Origin of the sequence: Psychromonas sp. psych-6C06 (genome assembly GCF_002835465.1) — a bacterium.
Classification (GTDB): Bacteria; Pseudomonadota; Gammaproteobacteria; order Enterobacterales; family Psychromonadaceae; genus Psychromonas.
In genome coordinates this window covers 103,128-118,657 of the sequence record NZ_PIZM01000005.1, presented here as the reverse complement: position 1 = coordinate 118,657, position 15,530 = coordinate 103,128, and the positions used below count along the sequence as shown (strand labels likewise).

Below are 15,530 nucleotides of genomic sequence, written 5' to 3'. Positions count from 1 at the left end.
TATACACTTTTGAGCACGCAGAAACAAAAAATCCCACAGGCAATGTGGGATTTTAAGTAACTTCACAGTTAATGCTTTATTTAACAGCCAGTATCGTTAACCGTTACTGTTGGACGTGCATCAGATGTTGCAGCTAATGTGTAAACTACATCACAAGTGCCATCTACGTGTGTTGATGACGCTGATGATGCAAATACATAGATTGGGTTAGAGCCATTGGTATTCCAATCACCACTGCTCAGATCAACCGACTTCATAATCCCATCTGTCGTTCCATCTGGATAACCATAAACGATTTTCACCGTAGTACCATCAACATCTAGGTCGTGCGTTGATTTTTTCTCAACACCATCAATGGCAGCTTTTGAGTAAGACAGTGTTGCGCCCCCCTCAAGTGCTGCTTTAACACCTTTTAACGCTGAAATACGTGCATCTTCTTGCATATCAATAAATTTAGGTACTGCAACGGCAGCTAAAATACCTAAAATAATAATAACAATAACCAACTCAATTAATGTAAAACCTTTTTGTTGCTTGTTCATGTTTGTTCCTGGAAATAGAGATAAAAAATAACGGTGACTTTACGACACCACACTGAAAATTTAATGATTTAATTACTTATTTAACAGTTATCAGTTGTTGCAGTGATAACAGGACGACTATTAGTGTCGGCAGCCTCTTCATAAGTCACTTCACAATTACCTGCTGTATCTAATGCGCCAGAAGCAATAATAGTTGTTGTTCCTGAAGCATGTGTTATTCCCCAATCTCCAGAGCTTAATTCAACAGCGACCTCAATACCACCAGCAGTTGCAGCAGGATAACCATTTACTAGAGCAACTCCGCTTTTGGTCGACTGCCCCGAAGAAGCCTTCTCTTTACCTTCAATCGCGGCTTGAGAATAAGTTAATGTCGCCCCGCCTTCCAAAGCCGCTTTAACGCCTTTTAAAGCAGAAGCTCGAGCATCACCTTGAAGATCCACGAACTTTGGTACAGCAGTCGCGGCTAAAATACCAAGAATAATAATAACGATCACTAATTCAATTAGCGTAAAACCTGATTGTTGTTTCATATATGTAGCACCCTCTGTAAATTGCTTAATCACCATTATTTAGCGATGGCAAAGCTTAAAAATTAATAGTTAGATTATCTATGTATCGGTCTATTTTGTATAGCAAACCATATACCAAATCTTAAGTATTGCTAATAAAATCGTATTTGATTGAAAAATATTTGCGATCTTAGTTATAGTTTCTCGGCCACATTATTAGTCAATAAACTAATCCTTAAAAAGTATAGTACAACTTTCATTATCAAAATGTTAGCGACATAAATCAATTTAGTTTTTACTTTTTATTACCTTCAAAAATCATTACAGGCATTAAGCTTGTTAGCATTTAACATTGCCGCCTTTACATTAAATAGGTAGTCTGCGCGTTCGCTTTTACACGAGTAAAGGCACAATATTATTCGCATTTATTAAAAATTGCACAAAAAAGGAATATTTATGAAACGAGAACAGTGGGGTTCCCGCGCAGGGTTTATTCTTGCCGCGGTGGGTTCAGCAATTGGATTAGGAAACATTTGGCGTTTTCCTTATATGGCTTATGAAAATGGTGGAGGTGCGTTTTTCATCCCTTATCTTTTCGCTATGCTAACTGCCGGCATTCCATTTATGATCATGGAATTTGGTATGGGACATAAGTACCGAGGTGCAGCACCACGAGTATTTGCACGTTTAAACAGTAAATTTGAATGGCTAGGATGGTTTCAAGTGATGTTAGCGGCAATTATTGCCGTTTATTATGTTGCCGTCATTGGTTGGGCAATCTCTTACTTTAATTTATCATTTACGCAAAGTTGGGGAACAGATACCAACGCTTACTTCTTTAGCGAGTTTTTACAATTAGGTAGCGACAATGGGCCAACAAAATTAGGTAGCATTCAGTGGCATATCGCGACCCCGATGGCGATTGCATGGTTAATTACTTTTGCAGCCATTTTTACTGGTGTAAAAGGCGGTATTGAACGAGCAAGTAAAATAATGATGCCTTTGCTATTTATTATGGTGTTAGCATTAATTGCACGCATGATAATGTTACCGGGCGCATTAGATGGCTTAAATTACTTATTCGAACCAGACTTTAGTAAAATAAGCGATCCAAAAGTATGGTCTGCTGCATATGGTCAAATATTCTTCACGCTCAGTGTTGGTTTCGCTATTATGTTAGCCTATTCAAGTTACCTACCGACAAAATCAGATGTCACCAACAATGCCTTTATGACAGTTTTAATCAACTGTGGTTTTTCAATTGTCGCCGGTATTTTAATTTTTGCTATTTTAGGCAACATGGCACATGAGCAAGCAAAACCTTTAACCGATGTAGTTTCATCGGGTGTTGGTCTTGCCTTTGTAACAATCCCCTCTGCCATTAACTTATTGCCAGCCCCTTATCTATTAGGTCCGATATTTTTCTTTGCCTTAGTGATTGCAGGCCTCAGCTCACATATCTCTATAATCGAAGCAGTCACCTCTGCCTTTATTGATAAATTAAACCTATCTCGTAAAGTTGCAGCTTCACTAGTTTGCGGTATTGGCTTTGTTGTTTCGATCTCTTTTGCTACTAATGGCGGATTATTACTTCTTGATCTTGTTGATTACTTTATGAATAACATTGCACTGCTTGCAAGTTGCCTAATTGAACTAATCATCATGGCTTGGATCATTAAAGTTACAGATATTCATCAACATGTGAATCGTGTTTCTGAGTTTACTATCGGTAATTGGTTTGAAATATGTTTACGTTTTATAAGCCCGCTATTCCTATTAGTAATTTTAGGAACCAATATTTATAAAACATTAACAGAAGGCTATGGTGGCTATGCGCAGTCAGACTTAATGTTATTAGGCTGGGGCTTAGTGGCTGCGATGCTAATCGCCGCAATCCTTATTAATAAAGCCAGCAAACAAAATATCACACAGGAGCAATAAGATGACAACAGGTGCAATAATTATGATGGTACTTGGTTTAGGCATCACTTGGGGAGGCGCGGCCTTCTGCATTCGTAAAGCGATGAAAAGTGATGACACAGAGTAACTTAAACAACCAATCATCAATATAGATTAACGATGTGAATAGGTTTGTTACCCTAATAACCCTTACATTTAAGGTGACAACGCCATTTAATATCCTCTCAAGATGAGGGCTACACCAGCCCTCATCTTTCCTCCTCTAAAAAAACAAAACATAATCAAACTACTACTTTTTTATAGGTAAATATCAATATTCATATTAAGCTACCCCCAGCTTCATAACCGATACAATTCAATACGTTAAATAAAATAAAGAAGCTAGCCTAACGTAGAATAAGGATATAAAAAATGAATAAAAAAACACTTATCTTCTGTGCATCAGTCGCTCTTCTGCCAAGCGCTGTCAATGCAGCTGATACCCATACAGAACACACAGATCAAGTTGCCGATAGTGTGATCAAAGCTCAACGTGCTCAACTTGCTGAAAATACAGCAGGAAAAGGCTTTGGCCCGCAGTCACCGCGTGACATTGATGTCATTAAAGGTACAAACCAACGTGACTTTGGTAGCGCTCCGGCTTACACGGAAATGAACTTGTGCAATATCCACTTTCATAAAAATGCTGAACATAAAGGTGGCGAATTTAATAAATATGCAGGTAATGGCGATGGCCATGGCTACCACAGCGGTTATGTTTATTCTGGTAAATTAAGTAAAGCAGAGCTAGCGCCTCTTAAACACAAGATAGGTGAAAGTAAGCATGGTAGCTTATATCCCGGTGATACCATTGAGGTTCACTACGTTCACTCAAGCGCACAAGTTAAACCTGGACCAACATTAGGCGCTTGTTTAGATGATTCCATAGGCAATCCGCAACTACGTGTTGAAACACAAGTTTACGTTTTAGTGAATGATGATAAGGCACTAGATTTTAGCGACTTAACTGCCCATGGCATTAAAAATGGCTATCAACAGGCATTAAACATCCCAAGCAATACTGGTGAAGCGGTACAATATGCGGGCTCAACGACAGGACCTAGCTATAATGAAAAAGCTTCTCCTTTTCAAGTATCATGGAGTGTTCGCCCTAAGATTGCTAAAGTAAATATTCACACAGTGGGTAAATGGCTTGAAGGTAATGTGTTCAACGAAGATCATGCACATGGCGTAAGAAACCTAGTGATTAATCCTGAATTATTATCTGCTAAATAACCACAATGTAGGATAACTAAATGCGTTTCAAGCAGAGAGTCTAAAGAACATAACACACTGATTTTAATTCAATATGATGTAATTTATGTCAGAAATAACGTTAATAAACGTTATACTCATGCGCATCAAAGCCAGTAAATTAAGCCTTTAATTTGCTGGCTTTTTTACGTTTCACACTCAGTTAAGCGCAATCAACGGTTAAGTTGCTTCCCTTTCCCCGCCCCTTTTACTGATGCCTAAGCTAAAAATGTTGCATTAACGCACACTTTAATAACAAAAACATCACAATAATTGCCACCCGATATAAAATAGGGAAGGATCCCATTTGTGCGAACGGATTAAGCATGATGCTTCACCAACCCAACTAACACAGAAACTTAAAGAACAATCTGAGATAGATATTACTCAAAAAGAATGAATATTAAAGATTGCTATTTACTACCGAATAAAATCAATAAGGACGTTGAACGATGCAACACAAAATATTAAAAACACTGCTCGCGAGTGCAGTATCATTAGCTATTAGCCCCGCTATCAATGCAGATACCTACTTACGTGGGAATCAACTTGGTTATACTCCAGATCGCGAAAAAGTGCTGGTTGTGATGTCAGACAAATCATTACAACAAGCGACTTACCAAGTGGTTAAAAACGGACAAACGGTATTAACTGGCAATATTAATAGTAATAATGTGAGTAAAAGTGATTACTCCCCTTTTATTTCCAATCATGAGATTGACCTTTCCCAGCTTCGTGAAACTGGTGATTATCGTATTCAAGTAACCCTTCCCGATGGTGAAACAGCACACACGCTGTTTAACATTAATACAGACCTGTATGCCGGTGAGTTAACACAACTATTAACCCACCTTAAAACAGCACGAAGTGGTACTGCGGATACGCTTAATCATAGCCTTTCGCATATGGACGACGAGTTCGCAAAAGTAGTTGAAGCCAGTGGCCCAGCAACAGCTGGCGCTCAGAGTACACAATGGAAAAATACTCAGTTCACCGTTGATGCAACTGGAGGCTGGTACGACGCTGGCGACTATATAAAGTTTTCATTAACTAATGCCGTGACCGCTTATTACCTAACGCGCGCCTATGAAGTAAACCCTAGCATTCATAAAAAAGTATTAAGTAACTCCAATTACGTTGATATTCTTGATGAAGCAAAGCATGGTTTGGATTACCTCGTTAAACTGCTGCCTAGTGATGACGTTTTTATTAATCAAGTGGGTTCTCATAAAGATCATAATCAAGCCGATCGTTACCCTGAAGATGACCGATTAAATGGCTTTGACCGCCCCGCTTTTGCAGCTAAATATGCGCCCAATATGTTTTTAGTCGCAGCAGCCCTTGCCCATGGTGCAACAACATTTAAACCCTTCGACACTGAATTAAGTGAACGTTACCTGAGCAAAGCAAAAGCGATATGGAAAGCGGCACAATCAAGTGACCGACTCAACTACCTCCCCTACGACCGAGAGTGGTTCTACCCAGATGACAGTGAACAAGATAATAAAGCATTAGCCGCCGTTGAACTTTATCAAGCCAGTGCTGATACACAATACTTAGAAGCGGCAAAAGCAATCAATTTACAACCTCAATATACCGCAAGCTGGGCATCCTATTCACTTTCTGCCAATCAGCGTTTAGGAGAATTTGATAACCATGCTAACAATCAATTCACCTACGAGTTGGAGATTTTCAACAACTTTGCGAAAAAGCAAACAGGAAATATTTGGGGATTACCGAGTACTATCTATTGGGCTTCTCTTTATAATAATCTACTAATTGGTGCAATGGCTGCTGAGCACGCATTAAGTGGCGATGAGTATTACCTTCCTCTTGCTTATGACAACCTTGATTACCTGTACGGAAAAAATAATTGGGGAACAAGCTTTGTCGTTTCAGATAAAGTACTTAAGAGTGCGGATCAAATCTATCATCAAATGTACCGTCTTTCTGGCAATAAACCCGTTGGAGCCGTTTCAGAGGGGCCTGTTGATCGTGCTTCACTGCTAGATGCACTTTCAAGTGGGGCAATCGCACAACCCTACAAATCAGAAATGCAAGCAATGCTCGATAACAGCGTATTTGATACACAAAAGTATATTTTTGTGAATCATAACCGTAATTACAGTAATCAAGAAACAACCATTTTCGGACAAGCTGCTACGGTTTATCTACTGAGTAGTATCAGTGCATTACAACCCAAAACAGTGATCACGCCAACACCAATTATTACCCCTACACCAATAGTCAGTACACCGACTCCGACGATTACCCCAACTCCGGCTGTCATTACACCGACACCCACGATGACACCTACTCCCGCAATCATCACACCGACGCCAACGATTACGCCGACTCCCGTAATCATTACACCAACTCCGACGATGACCCCAACTCCAGCTGTCATTACACCGACGCCAACGATTACGCCGACTCCTGTAATTGAATATCCCTCTTTTATTGCCGGAAAAACACGCGCTAAAAATGGTGAGATTGTTAGTTACCAAAATAGTTGCTATCAAGCTAAAAATAATCCAGGCGTTTGGGAAACACCTTCAGTAAACTCTTGGTTCTGGGAGCAAGTATCATGTGGCGATGTGATCAGCACACCAACGCCAACAGTTACCCCTACGCCAAGTATTACGGCGACACCAATAATCACAACAACACCTACGCCAGTGATAACACCAACTGTTACACCAACACCCAACGGCAACACAACATGGAGTGCAACAGCTATCTATAATGGAGGTGATCAAGTCACAGTTAATGGTATAACTTATCGTGCTGCATGGTGGACACAAGGCCAAGATCCTGAAAAATCTGGCCAATGGGGAGTGTGGAGAAAAATCTAAAAGCACCGCTAATTATCGCTAAATAGTGGCGCTTATATTGGTTAACATCATCATTCTCTTTGCCGTTGATTAGTCGTATCTTTAATCAACGCGTTGAGATTGATGGTTTTTCTGCATAAAATTTAGAACAGATATTAAAAAAGGGATGCGCATGCATCCCTTTGTAGTCAGTGAAAAAGAAAGTTATTTCGCTTTCCAAACACCCCATTGACCAGTTGTTCCAGGTTTATCACCTTTCGTCCACCAGCCTGCTGTGTAAGTAATACCATCAACAACTACAGTGTCTCCAGTATTGTAAACTTTCTCAGCTTCCCATGTAGACTCACCAACAACAGGCGTTGGCGTTACCACTGGAGCAGGTGTCGCTGTAGGTGCAGGTGTCATCGTAGGAGCTTGAGTAACCACAGGTGTCGGCGTTGCGATAGGAGCTGGTGTTGGCGTAACCTCGACACCACCTTCACAAGGTACTTCGCTCCAGAACCACGATGCGCTAGAAGGAGCTTCCCAGATACCAGGGTTATTCTTAGCTTCAAAACATGATCCGTCATAACTAACAATATCACCATTAGCTACTATCGTCTCACCAGGTACAAAAGCAATCACATCACCCGTTACAGGGGGAGGAGTGATGATTGGTGTTGCTGTTACAATTACTGGTGTTGGGGAAGGTGTTGGCGTAGCAACAACAGGCGTTGGCGACACTTCCGGCGTTGGAACAAATTTAACTAACGATAATTGATAAGCAAAATCAGCACTTGGCGCAAACACTTTATTTGCATAGTGGTTGTTCCAATCATACATGTAATGATCGCCATGCCAGTTACCAATTACCCAAGTGTCCTTAGTATCTTGCATTACCATATCGGCGATATCACCAGGCCATGAATCTAGGTTTTGAGCAGTGATTTGTAGTGAAACATCAGTCGTTTCTACACCCGTTGCATCGAAAATACGAAAACGAACGCTATCATCAATCTCACTATTGCTGATAATACCAGTCTCTAAGAAACTACCTAATTCTACCAAACTTACAACAGGATCTGTCGGCTCTGGTGTTGGCTCTGTTGGTACGCTACCATCAGACACTAGTGTGATATCAGCACAGTTATAAAAACCTTCACCAGCTGGATCATAACGCTGCCAACGACTCACTAATACAGCATCACCACTTCGCCCTGCAGGAACAGGAATCACGAAAGTATTGCCTTTTTCCATAACGGTATAATCATCATAGTGAATCAACTCTAAATCATCCCATTTAATTGGCATACTAGGGTCGTAGCTCTCTTTGGTAAGATAAAATTGACGGAAAGAAGGGTTGTGTGGTGCAGTAGCAACATGCTCAATGGCAATAGTGTTTTCAGCACTTACTTGCACCGCAGTTTTTTTCCAATCTGGATGGGGAATATTTAATCCTGATTTACTGCTGTCTCCTGCAGAACATATTTCTCCATCGGGAATAGCGCGTTTAACGGCGTCCATATTGTTGTAATCACTGACCAATTTTGCAATTTCATTCTTTTGAATAAATTGCGTTGTACCACTTTCATCAAATGCTGCTTTACAAGCGGCATTAGGAATAGCAGAACCATTCGGTGACCAGTAGCCACCATCGTTATAACAATTTACTTGACGTGCAATTTTTAAGTAACCATGTGCAGCCACTGGCAAACTAGTAATAACAGCACTACCAAACATCGCAACCGACAACAGTTTTAAACTAAAACGTTTCATCTCGTACAACTCCTTTTGCTAAAAAACAATCCATAAAGAGGTTAAGTTCAATTGACATCTTGCAATTGATGGATAACCAAAGTGTTCAAAAAGTGACCTAGGCCACAGAGGGGCATTTTACATATCTTGCCATTCTAATCTCGATCTATTTCACAGAAAAGGCACAACTTGTTAATTTTTTGTTAAAAATGTTTACTTATAGGTACAAAAAAACATCACAACGATGTTTTTTAATACGATTGACATCATATTATTTACCACAAACCTATTGTTATCTCAGAATAAAAGTCATATAGTGTTTCTGTCTCAAGATGAGATCTGTTTGAAAAGTTACTAATAGGGTCAGGAGACCGTAAAACTATTAGTAATGTAAGCCAAGGATTGGCGATAATATGAATAAGGACGATTCACTCTACCGTGGATAACTCTCCCCCCCTTACTTATACTGCTGCCTATTCTTAGCTTTACCCATGTAAAACAATCATTTACAAGTAAAGGACTGAGTATATGAAAAGAAATATCTTAGCTGCATCGATTCTGGCTGCAATTGCAAGTTCAGCATCAGCTGCCCCAGCTGCACCATCAATCGATATGTATGGTTCAAATAACCTACAATTCTCTAAAGTTGAATTAGCAATGGACACAACCTCTGGTTACAAGTCTATGGTTAAGTACAACGAAGAAGCGCAAATCGCGATTAAATTTAACCAGTGGAGCGGTACAACTGGCGACACATATAAGGTTTTCTTTGATGGCGCAGAAGTAGCTTCTGGCCCAATCACAGGTAGCCAAACAACAGCTAGCTTTGGTTACGCTCAAGGTGGTGTTTACGATGTAGTTATCGAAGCATGTGATGCAACAGGCTGTACTGCAAGTACATCTGCTCAAATCACAGTTGCTGATACAGATGGTTCTCACTTAGCACCATTAACAATGAATGTTGATCCAAACAACAAATCATACAACACAGATAAAGATACTGTTGTAGGTACTTATTTTGTTGAATGGGGTATTTACGATCGTAACTACACTGTTGATAACATTCCAGCTGACAACCTAACGCACATCCTTTACGGCTTCATTCCAATTTGTGGTCCAAACGAATCACTTAAATCAGTTGGCGGTAACAGCTTCAACGCACTTAAAACTGCTTGTGCTGGTTCACAAGACTTTGAAGTTGTAATCCATGATCCATGGGCTGCTTACCAAAAATCATTCAAGCAAGCTGGCCATGATTTCAACACACCAATCAAAGGTAACTTTGCGATGATGATGGCGCTTAAACAGCGTAATCCTGACCTTAAAATCTTACCTTCAATCGGTGGTTGGACATTATCAGACCCATTCTTCTACTTCGATGAAAAAGCTAACCGTGATACATTCGTAGCTTCTACTAAAGAGTTCCTACAAACATGGAAGTTCTTTGACGGTGTAGATATTGACTGGGAATTCCCAGGTGGTGGCGGTGAAAACCCTAACCTAGGTGATGAGTTAAAAGATGGTCCAGCTTACGTAGCATTAATGCAAGAATTACGTGCAATGCTTAATGACTTAGAAGCTGAAACAGGTCGTACATACGAGCTAACCTCTGCAATCAATGTAGGTTGGGACAAATTACAAGATGTTGATTACGGTCAAGCGGTTCAGTACATGGACTACATCTTCTCAATGAACTACGACTTCTTTGGTGGTTGGAACAACGTTCCAGGACATCAAGCAGGCCTATACTGTAGTGATGCTCTACTACCAGGACAATGTGACGGTACTGGCGTAGATGCTGAAGGCGTTCCATTTAAAGGTCCAACATACACAGCTTCTACTGGTATTGAGCTTTTATTAGCACAAGGTGTACCAGCAAATAAACTTGTTGTTGGTACTGCAATGTACGGTCGTGGTTGGGATGGTGTAATGCCTTCAAGCCTAACAGATCCTACTAACCCAATGACAGGTACAGGTACTGGTAAACTATCAGGTACTAAAGCACAGGGTGTTTGGGAAGCTGGCGTTATCGACTACAAAGGTATCAAAGAGTACATGCTTGGTGCTGATGAGCAAGGCGTAAACGGTTTTGAATACGGATACGATGAAGTAGCTGAAGCAGCATATGTATGGAACCGTTCTGACGGTAAATTGATTACATTTGATGATGCACGTTCGACTAAAGCTAAAGGTGCTTATGTTCGTAGTCTTGGTCTAGCAGGTCTTTTCTCTTGGGAAATCGATGCTGATAACGGCGACATCTTAAATGCAATGCATGAAGGTCTAGCTTCTACTGGTGGTCCACGTCCAACTGCGACACCGACTCCTGTAGTAACTGCAACACCTACTCCTGTAGTAACGCCTACTCCTGAAGTAACGCCTACTCCTGTTATCGGTGAAGTACCTGCGTTTGTTCCAGGTTCATCTAAAGTAGCTAACGGCGATGTTGTTTCTTACAATGGTTCATGTTTTGAAGCTCAAAACAACCCAGGTGTATGGGAAACGCCATCTGCTGCATCATGGTTCTGGAATGAAGTACCATGTGAAGGTGGTTCTGTAGTAACACCTACACCAGAAGTAACACCTACTCCTGAAGTAACACCAACTCCAGAAGTAACTCCAACGCCTGTTGGCGGTTCAACGTGGGATGCATCTGCAATCTACAACACTGGTGACTCAGTAGTACTAAACGGTACAACTTATGTTGCTGGCTGGTGGACTAAAGGCCAAGAGCCTGGTACAACTGGTGAATGGGGTGTATGGAAAGAAGTTAAATAATCTTTCTATAAACTAACCATATTAAGGGATGCAACTGCATCCCTTTTTTTTGCCTAAAATTAATTTACTAGCTAAAACCATTAATCGGATTAATACCACAGGCATTTAGAACGTTATTTATACCAATTCCACTAATATAGTGATCAAATATTACGCAGGAAAAAGGAGTTAGTTCAAGGCAAAAGTTGATGTAAATGGTTGTTCCCATTGTGAAACTTTTAACGCTGAAATAGCTTCTTTTAACCAGTAAGATTGATCAGTTATTTAGTGGGTTTGGTATTAATTTTACGCAGGAAAAATTTAGATCACATACTTAATTCGATGGTATAAAGCCTCCTTCTGACTACTTTCCCCCTTTTCTTTAATTGCTTGTGAAAATATTTCAAAGTGGTTAAACACCCGCAATGGGAACGAACCCACAAATTTACTATTCTAATCGTTAAGCAGTTCACAGTTAATGATGTATCGCTGAGAAAACAATCAAATATCACTTACAGTTAATATGTAGTTTATAAAAATTAGCTACATCAAATAATCCGAACTGATCAGGAGATCAACTAATTTGGATCACCACTACCTAGTTCTTAGGAGCAGGTTGTTAAAAAGTGGTTATTAATGCCATGGATAGGCGAATCATATCACTAAGCAAGTTTTGCTATAACTTGCCACTATCCGCGCGCATTCCAAATTGTTCACCATTTTAAACAAAGGAATGACTGTATGAAAAAAAATATCTTAACGGCTTCAATACTCAGTGCATTAGCATTTAATGCCTTTGCAGCAGCCCCTAATGCCCCCGTATTACTCGAGCAGTATGCTAACTACACCAATAAAGGATTTGTAACGGTATCAGGAGAAGCCGGTGCTTATAACACCCTTGTCAAACGTGTAGATGTGGTTGATTTACCTGTTACATGGTCGCCCGCTTTTAGCGGTGATACAGCGACCTCATGGCAACTCTTAATTAATGGTGAAGTAGTAACCTCTGGAACAGGCGCTGGCGGTAATGCTGTTGTACCAATCACCAGTGGTGGCTTAAAAGAGATTGTCGTGCGTGTTTGTAATGATGATGGTTGTACCGACAGTGCGACAGATACTATGATTGTTTCAGATACTGATGGCTCTCATCTTCAACCTCTCGGTGCGCAGGTTGATAGTGCAAACATTAACTATGCACAATCCCAAGATCAAATTGTCGGCACCTACTTTGTAGAGTGGGGTATTTATGGACGAAAATTCTTTGTTGAGAATATTCCGGCCAATAATTTAACCCATATTATTTATGGTTTTGTGCCGATTTGTGGAGAAAACAAATCCCTCAAAGATGGTAATGCTTCCGGATGGAGTGTGCTACAAGCAGACTGTGCGGCGAGCCAAGATTACGAACTGGTTATTCATGATATGGGCGCGGCCTTCTGGCGTCAAAATGGTGCAGAAAAAGCGATGAAACTCGATGGTAAAGCGGTAGGTTACGGTGAAGTAGGGGCTGGTAACTTTGGTCATCTAATGGCATTAAAGCAAGGTAATCCACATCTTAAAATCATTCCTTCAATTGGTGGTTGGACATTATCTGACCCATTCTATGCCTTCACTGATAAAGCCAATCGCGATACCTTTGTTGCCTCTTCTAAAGAGTTCCTAAAAACATGGAAATTCTTTGACGGTATCGATATCGACTGGGAGTTCCCGGGGGGTGGCGGTGCAAACACTGCATTAGGTGATCCAGTTAATGATGGTCCAGCTTATGTTGCATTAATGCAAGAGCTACGTGCAATGTTAGATGAATTAAGCGCTGAAACAGGTCGTAAATATGAACTTACCTCGGCCATTGGTGTGGGTTGGGACAAACTACAGGATGTTGATTACGCAGCAGCTGCGCAATATATGGATAACATATTCATGATGTCTTACGACTTCTATGGTGCATGGGGCAGTGAAACAGGCCATCAAACTGCACTTTACTGTGGCGCACATGTTGAAGCGGATAAATGTGCGGGTACGGGTGAATTTGGCCCCTCTTCACAAATGGATAAAACAGCAGCCGACTACGCACCAGCAGGTCGTCCGGAATATACAGTAGCAAATGCAACTCGTTTATTATTACAACAGGGCGTTCCGGCTAAAAAATTAGTGGTAGGTGCAGCGATGTACGGCCGTGGTTGGACTGATGTACAGATGGTAGATGGTAGTCCAATTGGCGCAGTAGGTAACCACGTTAGTAATTCTGAAAACAACCCTTTAGTTGCAGAAGGTGGAGAAGGCACTGCCGTTGACCAAGCTGCTTGGGCATGGGAAGCAGGCATCATGGATTACCGTGGCGCACTGAAATACCTTGAAGCAAACCAGAATGCTAAATATGTTTGGGATGAACAAGCACAGGCCTCATTCATTTGGGATGATGTGAAGAACACCTTAATTACACTCGATACGCCACAATCAATTGCAGCAAAAGGCGTGTTCTTAAAAGAGCAAGGCTTAGGCGGTATCTTCTCATGGGAGATTGATGGAGACGGCGGTGATGCATCACAACGTACACTAAATGCGATGAACCAAGCAGTGGGTAACCCAGTAGGCATAACTAATTGGGATACAATTGATCATGGTTATAATATCCTATCTCCTCAACAAAACCAGATCATCGATATTGCAAATACCGCCTCTTTATCTTTCAATATATACAACCTAGAGGGCGATATTGAAGAGGTATTTGCCTTTGTAAATAGTAACAAAGTGATTGTTACTCCACTCCCATCTGACTGCCAAATCCATGGCCCGATGATAGCATGTAATAACGAAGTAAAAGTCTATAACGTGACCGGAGCTGACTACCAATTAGGTGTAAATGAATTAACTATTAATGTGGTTTACAAAGATGGTCCATTGATAGCTAAAAGCATCACACTGTTTGGCAAAGATAGTACCCAGTTTACACCTGACTACCGAGTCGATGCAGGGTATGACCAATCAATCGAGCACCATTTTATGAGCGGTACACACACCATCAATCTACAAGGTAGTGCACTATACCAACCGACAATGAACTCTGAATTTATCCCAGTTCCTAGCGATACTGAAATACAATGGAAAGCATTAACACCTAACGCGCCAAGCATTAGTAACGCTAACAGCTTTAATGCCAGTATTGACATTCCAGCCTGGGTAGCACCAGGTAGCTGTGAAGCACCTTTCCCAGTAGCAGAAACACGCCAATTTGAGTATCAACTAAACGTGGCAGATAGTGTCGATAGCATGATTGTGACGCAACAACAGACTATTTTACCAGTCCCTTGTCAGCCACCGACTCCTACTCCAACGATAACACCTACACCTATGCCTAATGGCTTTATTGCAGGTGTAACAAAAGTAAGTAATGGCGATATCGTCAACTATGCAGGTAGTTGTTTTGAAGCCAAAAACAACCCGGGTACATGGGAAACACCAAAAGTAGGCTCTTGGTTCTGGGATGAAGTAGCTTGTGACGGTGTCGTGGTAACACCTACCCCAGTCATTACTCCAACAACAACGCCACCCGATCAAGTGGTGATGATTTGTGGTAAACTGGTGACCATTCCTGGAGGCATGCCAATACCAGTGGTTACTTGCGCGCCAAGTCCAACACCCAGTATTACTATCACTCCTATTCCAACCCCCACGGTAACCCCTACCCCGGTGGCATGCGTCGAAGCGTGTGAATCAACATGGGATTCACACGCGACCTATAACAAAGGTGACACAGTGATCGTTGCAGGGAAAACCTATGTTGCAAGTTGGTGGACTCAAGGTGAGAAACCTGGCACCACTGGCGACTGGGGAGTGTGGAAATTGGTTAAGTAACTCTTATTTGAGATAACATTTAAGGGATGTATTGCATCCCTTTTTTATTTACCCCTCAACAAAAATGGGAACGAGCCCACACAAAT

9 protein-coding genes are annotated in these 15,530 nt (G+C 41.1%); 6 read left to right on the top strand and 3 right to left on the bottom strand.

Going from position 1 to position 15,530, the window contains the following annotated elements:
* Nucleotides 1-80: 80 nt before the first annotated feature.
* Together CW745_RS16985 and CW745_RS16980 are read right to left on the bottom strand one after the other, a co-directional pair.
* Nucleotides 81-542, bottom strand: a complete 462-nt coding sequence (locus CW745_RS16985) for a prepilin-type N-terminal cleavage/methylation domain-containing protein (RefSeq protein WP_101108190.1) — start codon at nucleotides 540-542, stop codon at nucleotides 81-83.
* An 80-nt stretch (nucleotides 543-622) separates the two neighbouring features.
* On the bottom strand, nucleotides 623-1,072 hold the full coding sequence (locus CW745_RS16980) for a prepilin-type N-terminal cleavage/methylation domain-containing protein (protein ID WP_101108189.1): 450 nt from the start codon (nucleotides 1,070-1,072) through the stop codon (nucleotides 623-625).
* Between the two features lie 435 nt (nucleotides 1,073-1,507).
* On the opposite strand from CW745_RS16980, the gene CW745_RS08330 reads away from it, so the two are divergent.
* The 4 genes from CW745_RS08330 to CW745_RS08315 all read left to right on the top strand — a co-directional run bounded on the left by CW745_RS08330 (nucleotide 1,508) and on the right by CW745_RS08315 (nucleotide 7,119).
* Nucleotides 1,508-2,992 (top strand): sodium-dependent transporter, encoded by a 1,485-nt coding sequence (locus CW745_RS08330; RefSeq protein WP_101108188.1) that lies wholly within the window; start codon nucleotides 1,508-1,510, stop codon nucleotides 2,990-2,992.
* A gap of 1 nt (nucleotide 2,993) precedes the next feature.
* Entirely contained in the window at nucleotides 2,994-3,098 is a 105-nt protein-coding gene (locus tag CW745_RS08325) for a MetS family NSS transporter small subunit (protein ID WP_101108187.1), read from the top strand.
* 284 nt (nucleotides 3,099-3,382) lie between these two features.
* A complete protein-coding gene (locus CW745_RS08320; RefSeq protein ID WP_101108186.1) occupies nucleotides 3,383-4,246 on the top strand; it encodes a delta-class carbonic anhydrase in 864 nt (287 codons plus the stop codon).
* A gap of 470 nt (nucleotides 4,247-4,716) precedes the next feature.
* Nucleotides 4,717-7,119 (top strand): glycoside hydrolase family 9 protein, encoded by a 2,403-nt coding sequence (locus CW745_RS08315; RefSeq protein WP_101108185.1) that lies wholly within the window; start codon nucleotides 4,717-4,719, stop codon nucleotides 7,117-7,119.
* Between the two features lie 183 nt (nucleotides 7,120-7,302).
* Here the strand turns inward: CW745_RS08315 and CW745_RS08310 are convergent, their stop codons facing one another.
* Nucleotides 7,303-8,853, bottom strand: coding sequence for a lytic polysaccharide monooxygenase (locus tag CW745_RS08310; RefSeq protein ID WP_101108184.1), 1,551 nt, complete (start codon nucleotides 8,851-8,853; stop codon nucleotides 7,303-7,305).
* A gap of 507 nt (nucleotides 8,854-9,360) precedes the next feature.
* On the opposite strand from CW745_RS08310, the gene CW745_RS08305 reads away from it, so the two are divergent.
* Nucleotides 9,361-11,610, top strand: coding sequence for a glycosyl hydrolase family 18 protein (locus CW745_RS08305; RefSeq protein WP_101108183.1), 2,250 nt, complete (start codon nucleotides 9,361-9,363; stop codon nucleotides 11,608-11,610).
* A gap of 720 nt (nucleotides 11,611-12,330) precedes the next feature.
* Nucleotides 12,331-15,444 carry a glycosyl hydrolase family 18 protein gene (locus CW745_RS08300; protein WP_101108182.1) on the top strand — a complete coding sequence of 1,038 codons (3,114 nt, stop codon included), beginning with the start codon at nucleotides 12,331-12,333 and terminating at the stop codon, nucleotides 15,442-15,444.
* The last annotated feature ends 86 nt before the right edge of the window (nucleotides 15,445-15,530 follow it).

Coding starts and splice junctions, on each gene's coding strand:
- CW745_RS16985 (WP_101108190.1), bottom strand. CDS start 542: ATGAACAAGCAACAAAAAGGTTTTACATTAATTGAGTTGGTTATTGTT.
- CW745_RS16980 (WP_101108189.1), bottom strand. CDS start 1,072: ATGAAACAACAATCAGGTTTTACGCTAATTGAATTAGTGATCGTTATT.
- CW745_RS08330 (WP_101108188.1), top strand. CDS start 1,508: ATGAAACGAGAACAGTGGGGTTCCCGCGCAGGGTTTATTCTTGCCGCG.
- CW745_RS08325 (WP_101108187.1), top strand. CDS start 2,994: ATGACAACAGGTGCAATAATTATGATGGTACTTGGTTTAGGCATCACT.
- CW745_RS08320 (WP_101108186.1), top strand. CDS start 3,383: ATGAATAAAAAAACACTTATCTTCTGTGCATCAGTCGCTCTTCTGCCA.
- CW745_RS08315 (WP_101108185.1), top strand. CDS start 4,717: ATGCAACACAAAATATTAAAAACACTGCTCGCGAGTGCAGTATCATTA.
- CW745_RS08310 (WP_101108184.1), bottom strand. CDS start 8,853: ATGAAACGTTTTAGTTTAAAACTGTTGTCGGTTGCGATGTTTGGTAGT.
- CW745_RS08305 (WP_101108183.1), top strand. CDS start 9,361: ATGAAAAGAAATATCTTAGCTGCATCGATTCTGGCTGCAATTGCAAGT.
- CW745_RS08300 (WP_101108182.1), top strand. CDS start 12,331: ATGAAAAAAAATATCTTAACGGCTTCAATACTCAGTGCATTAGCATTT.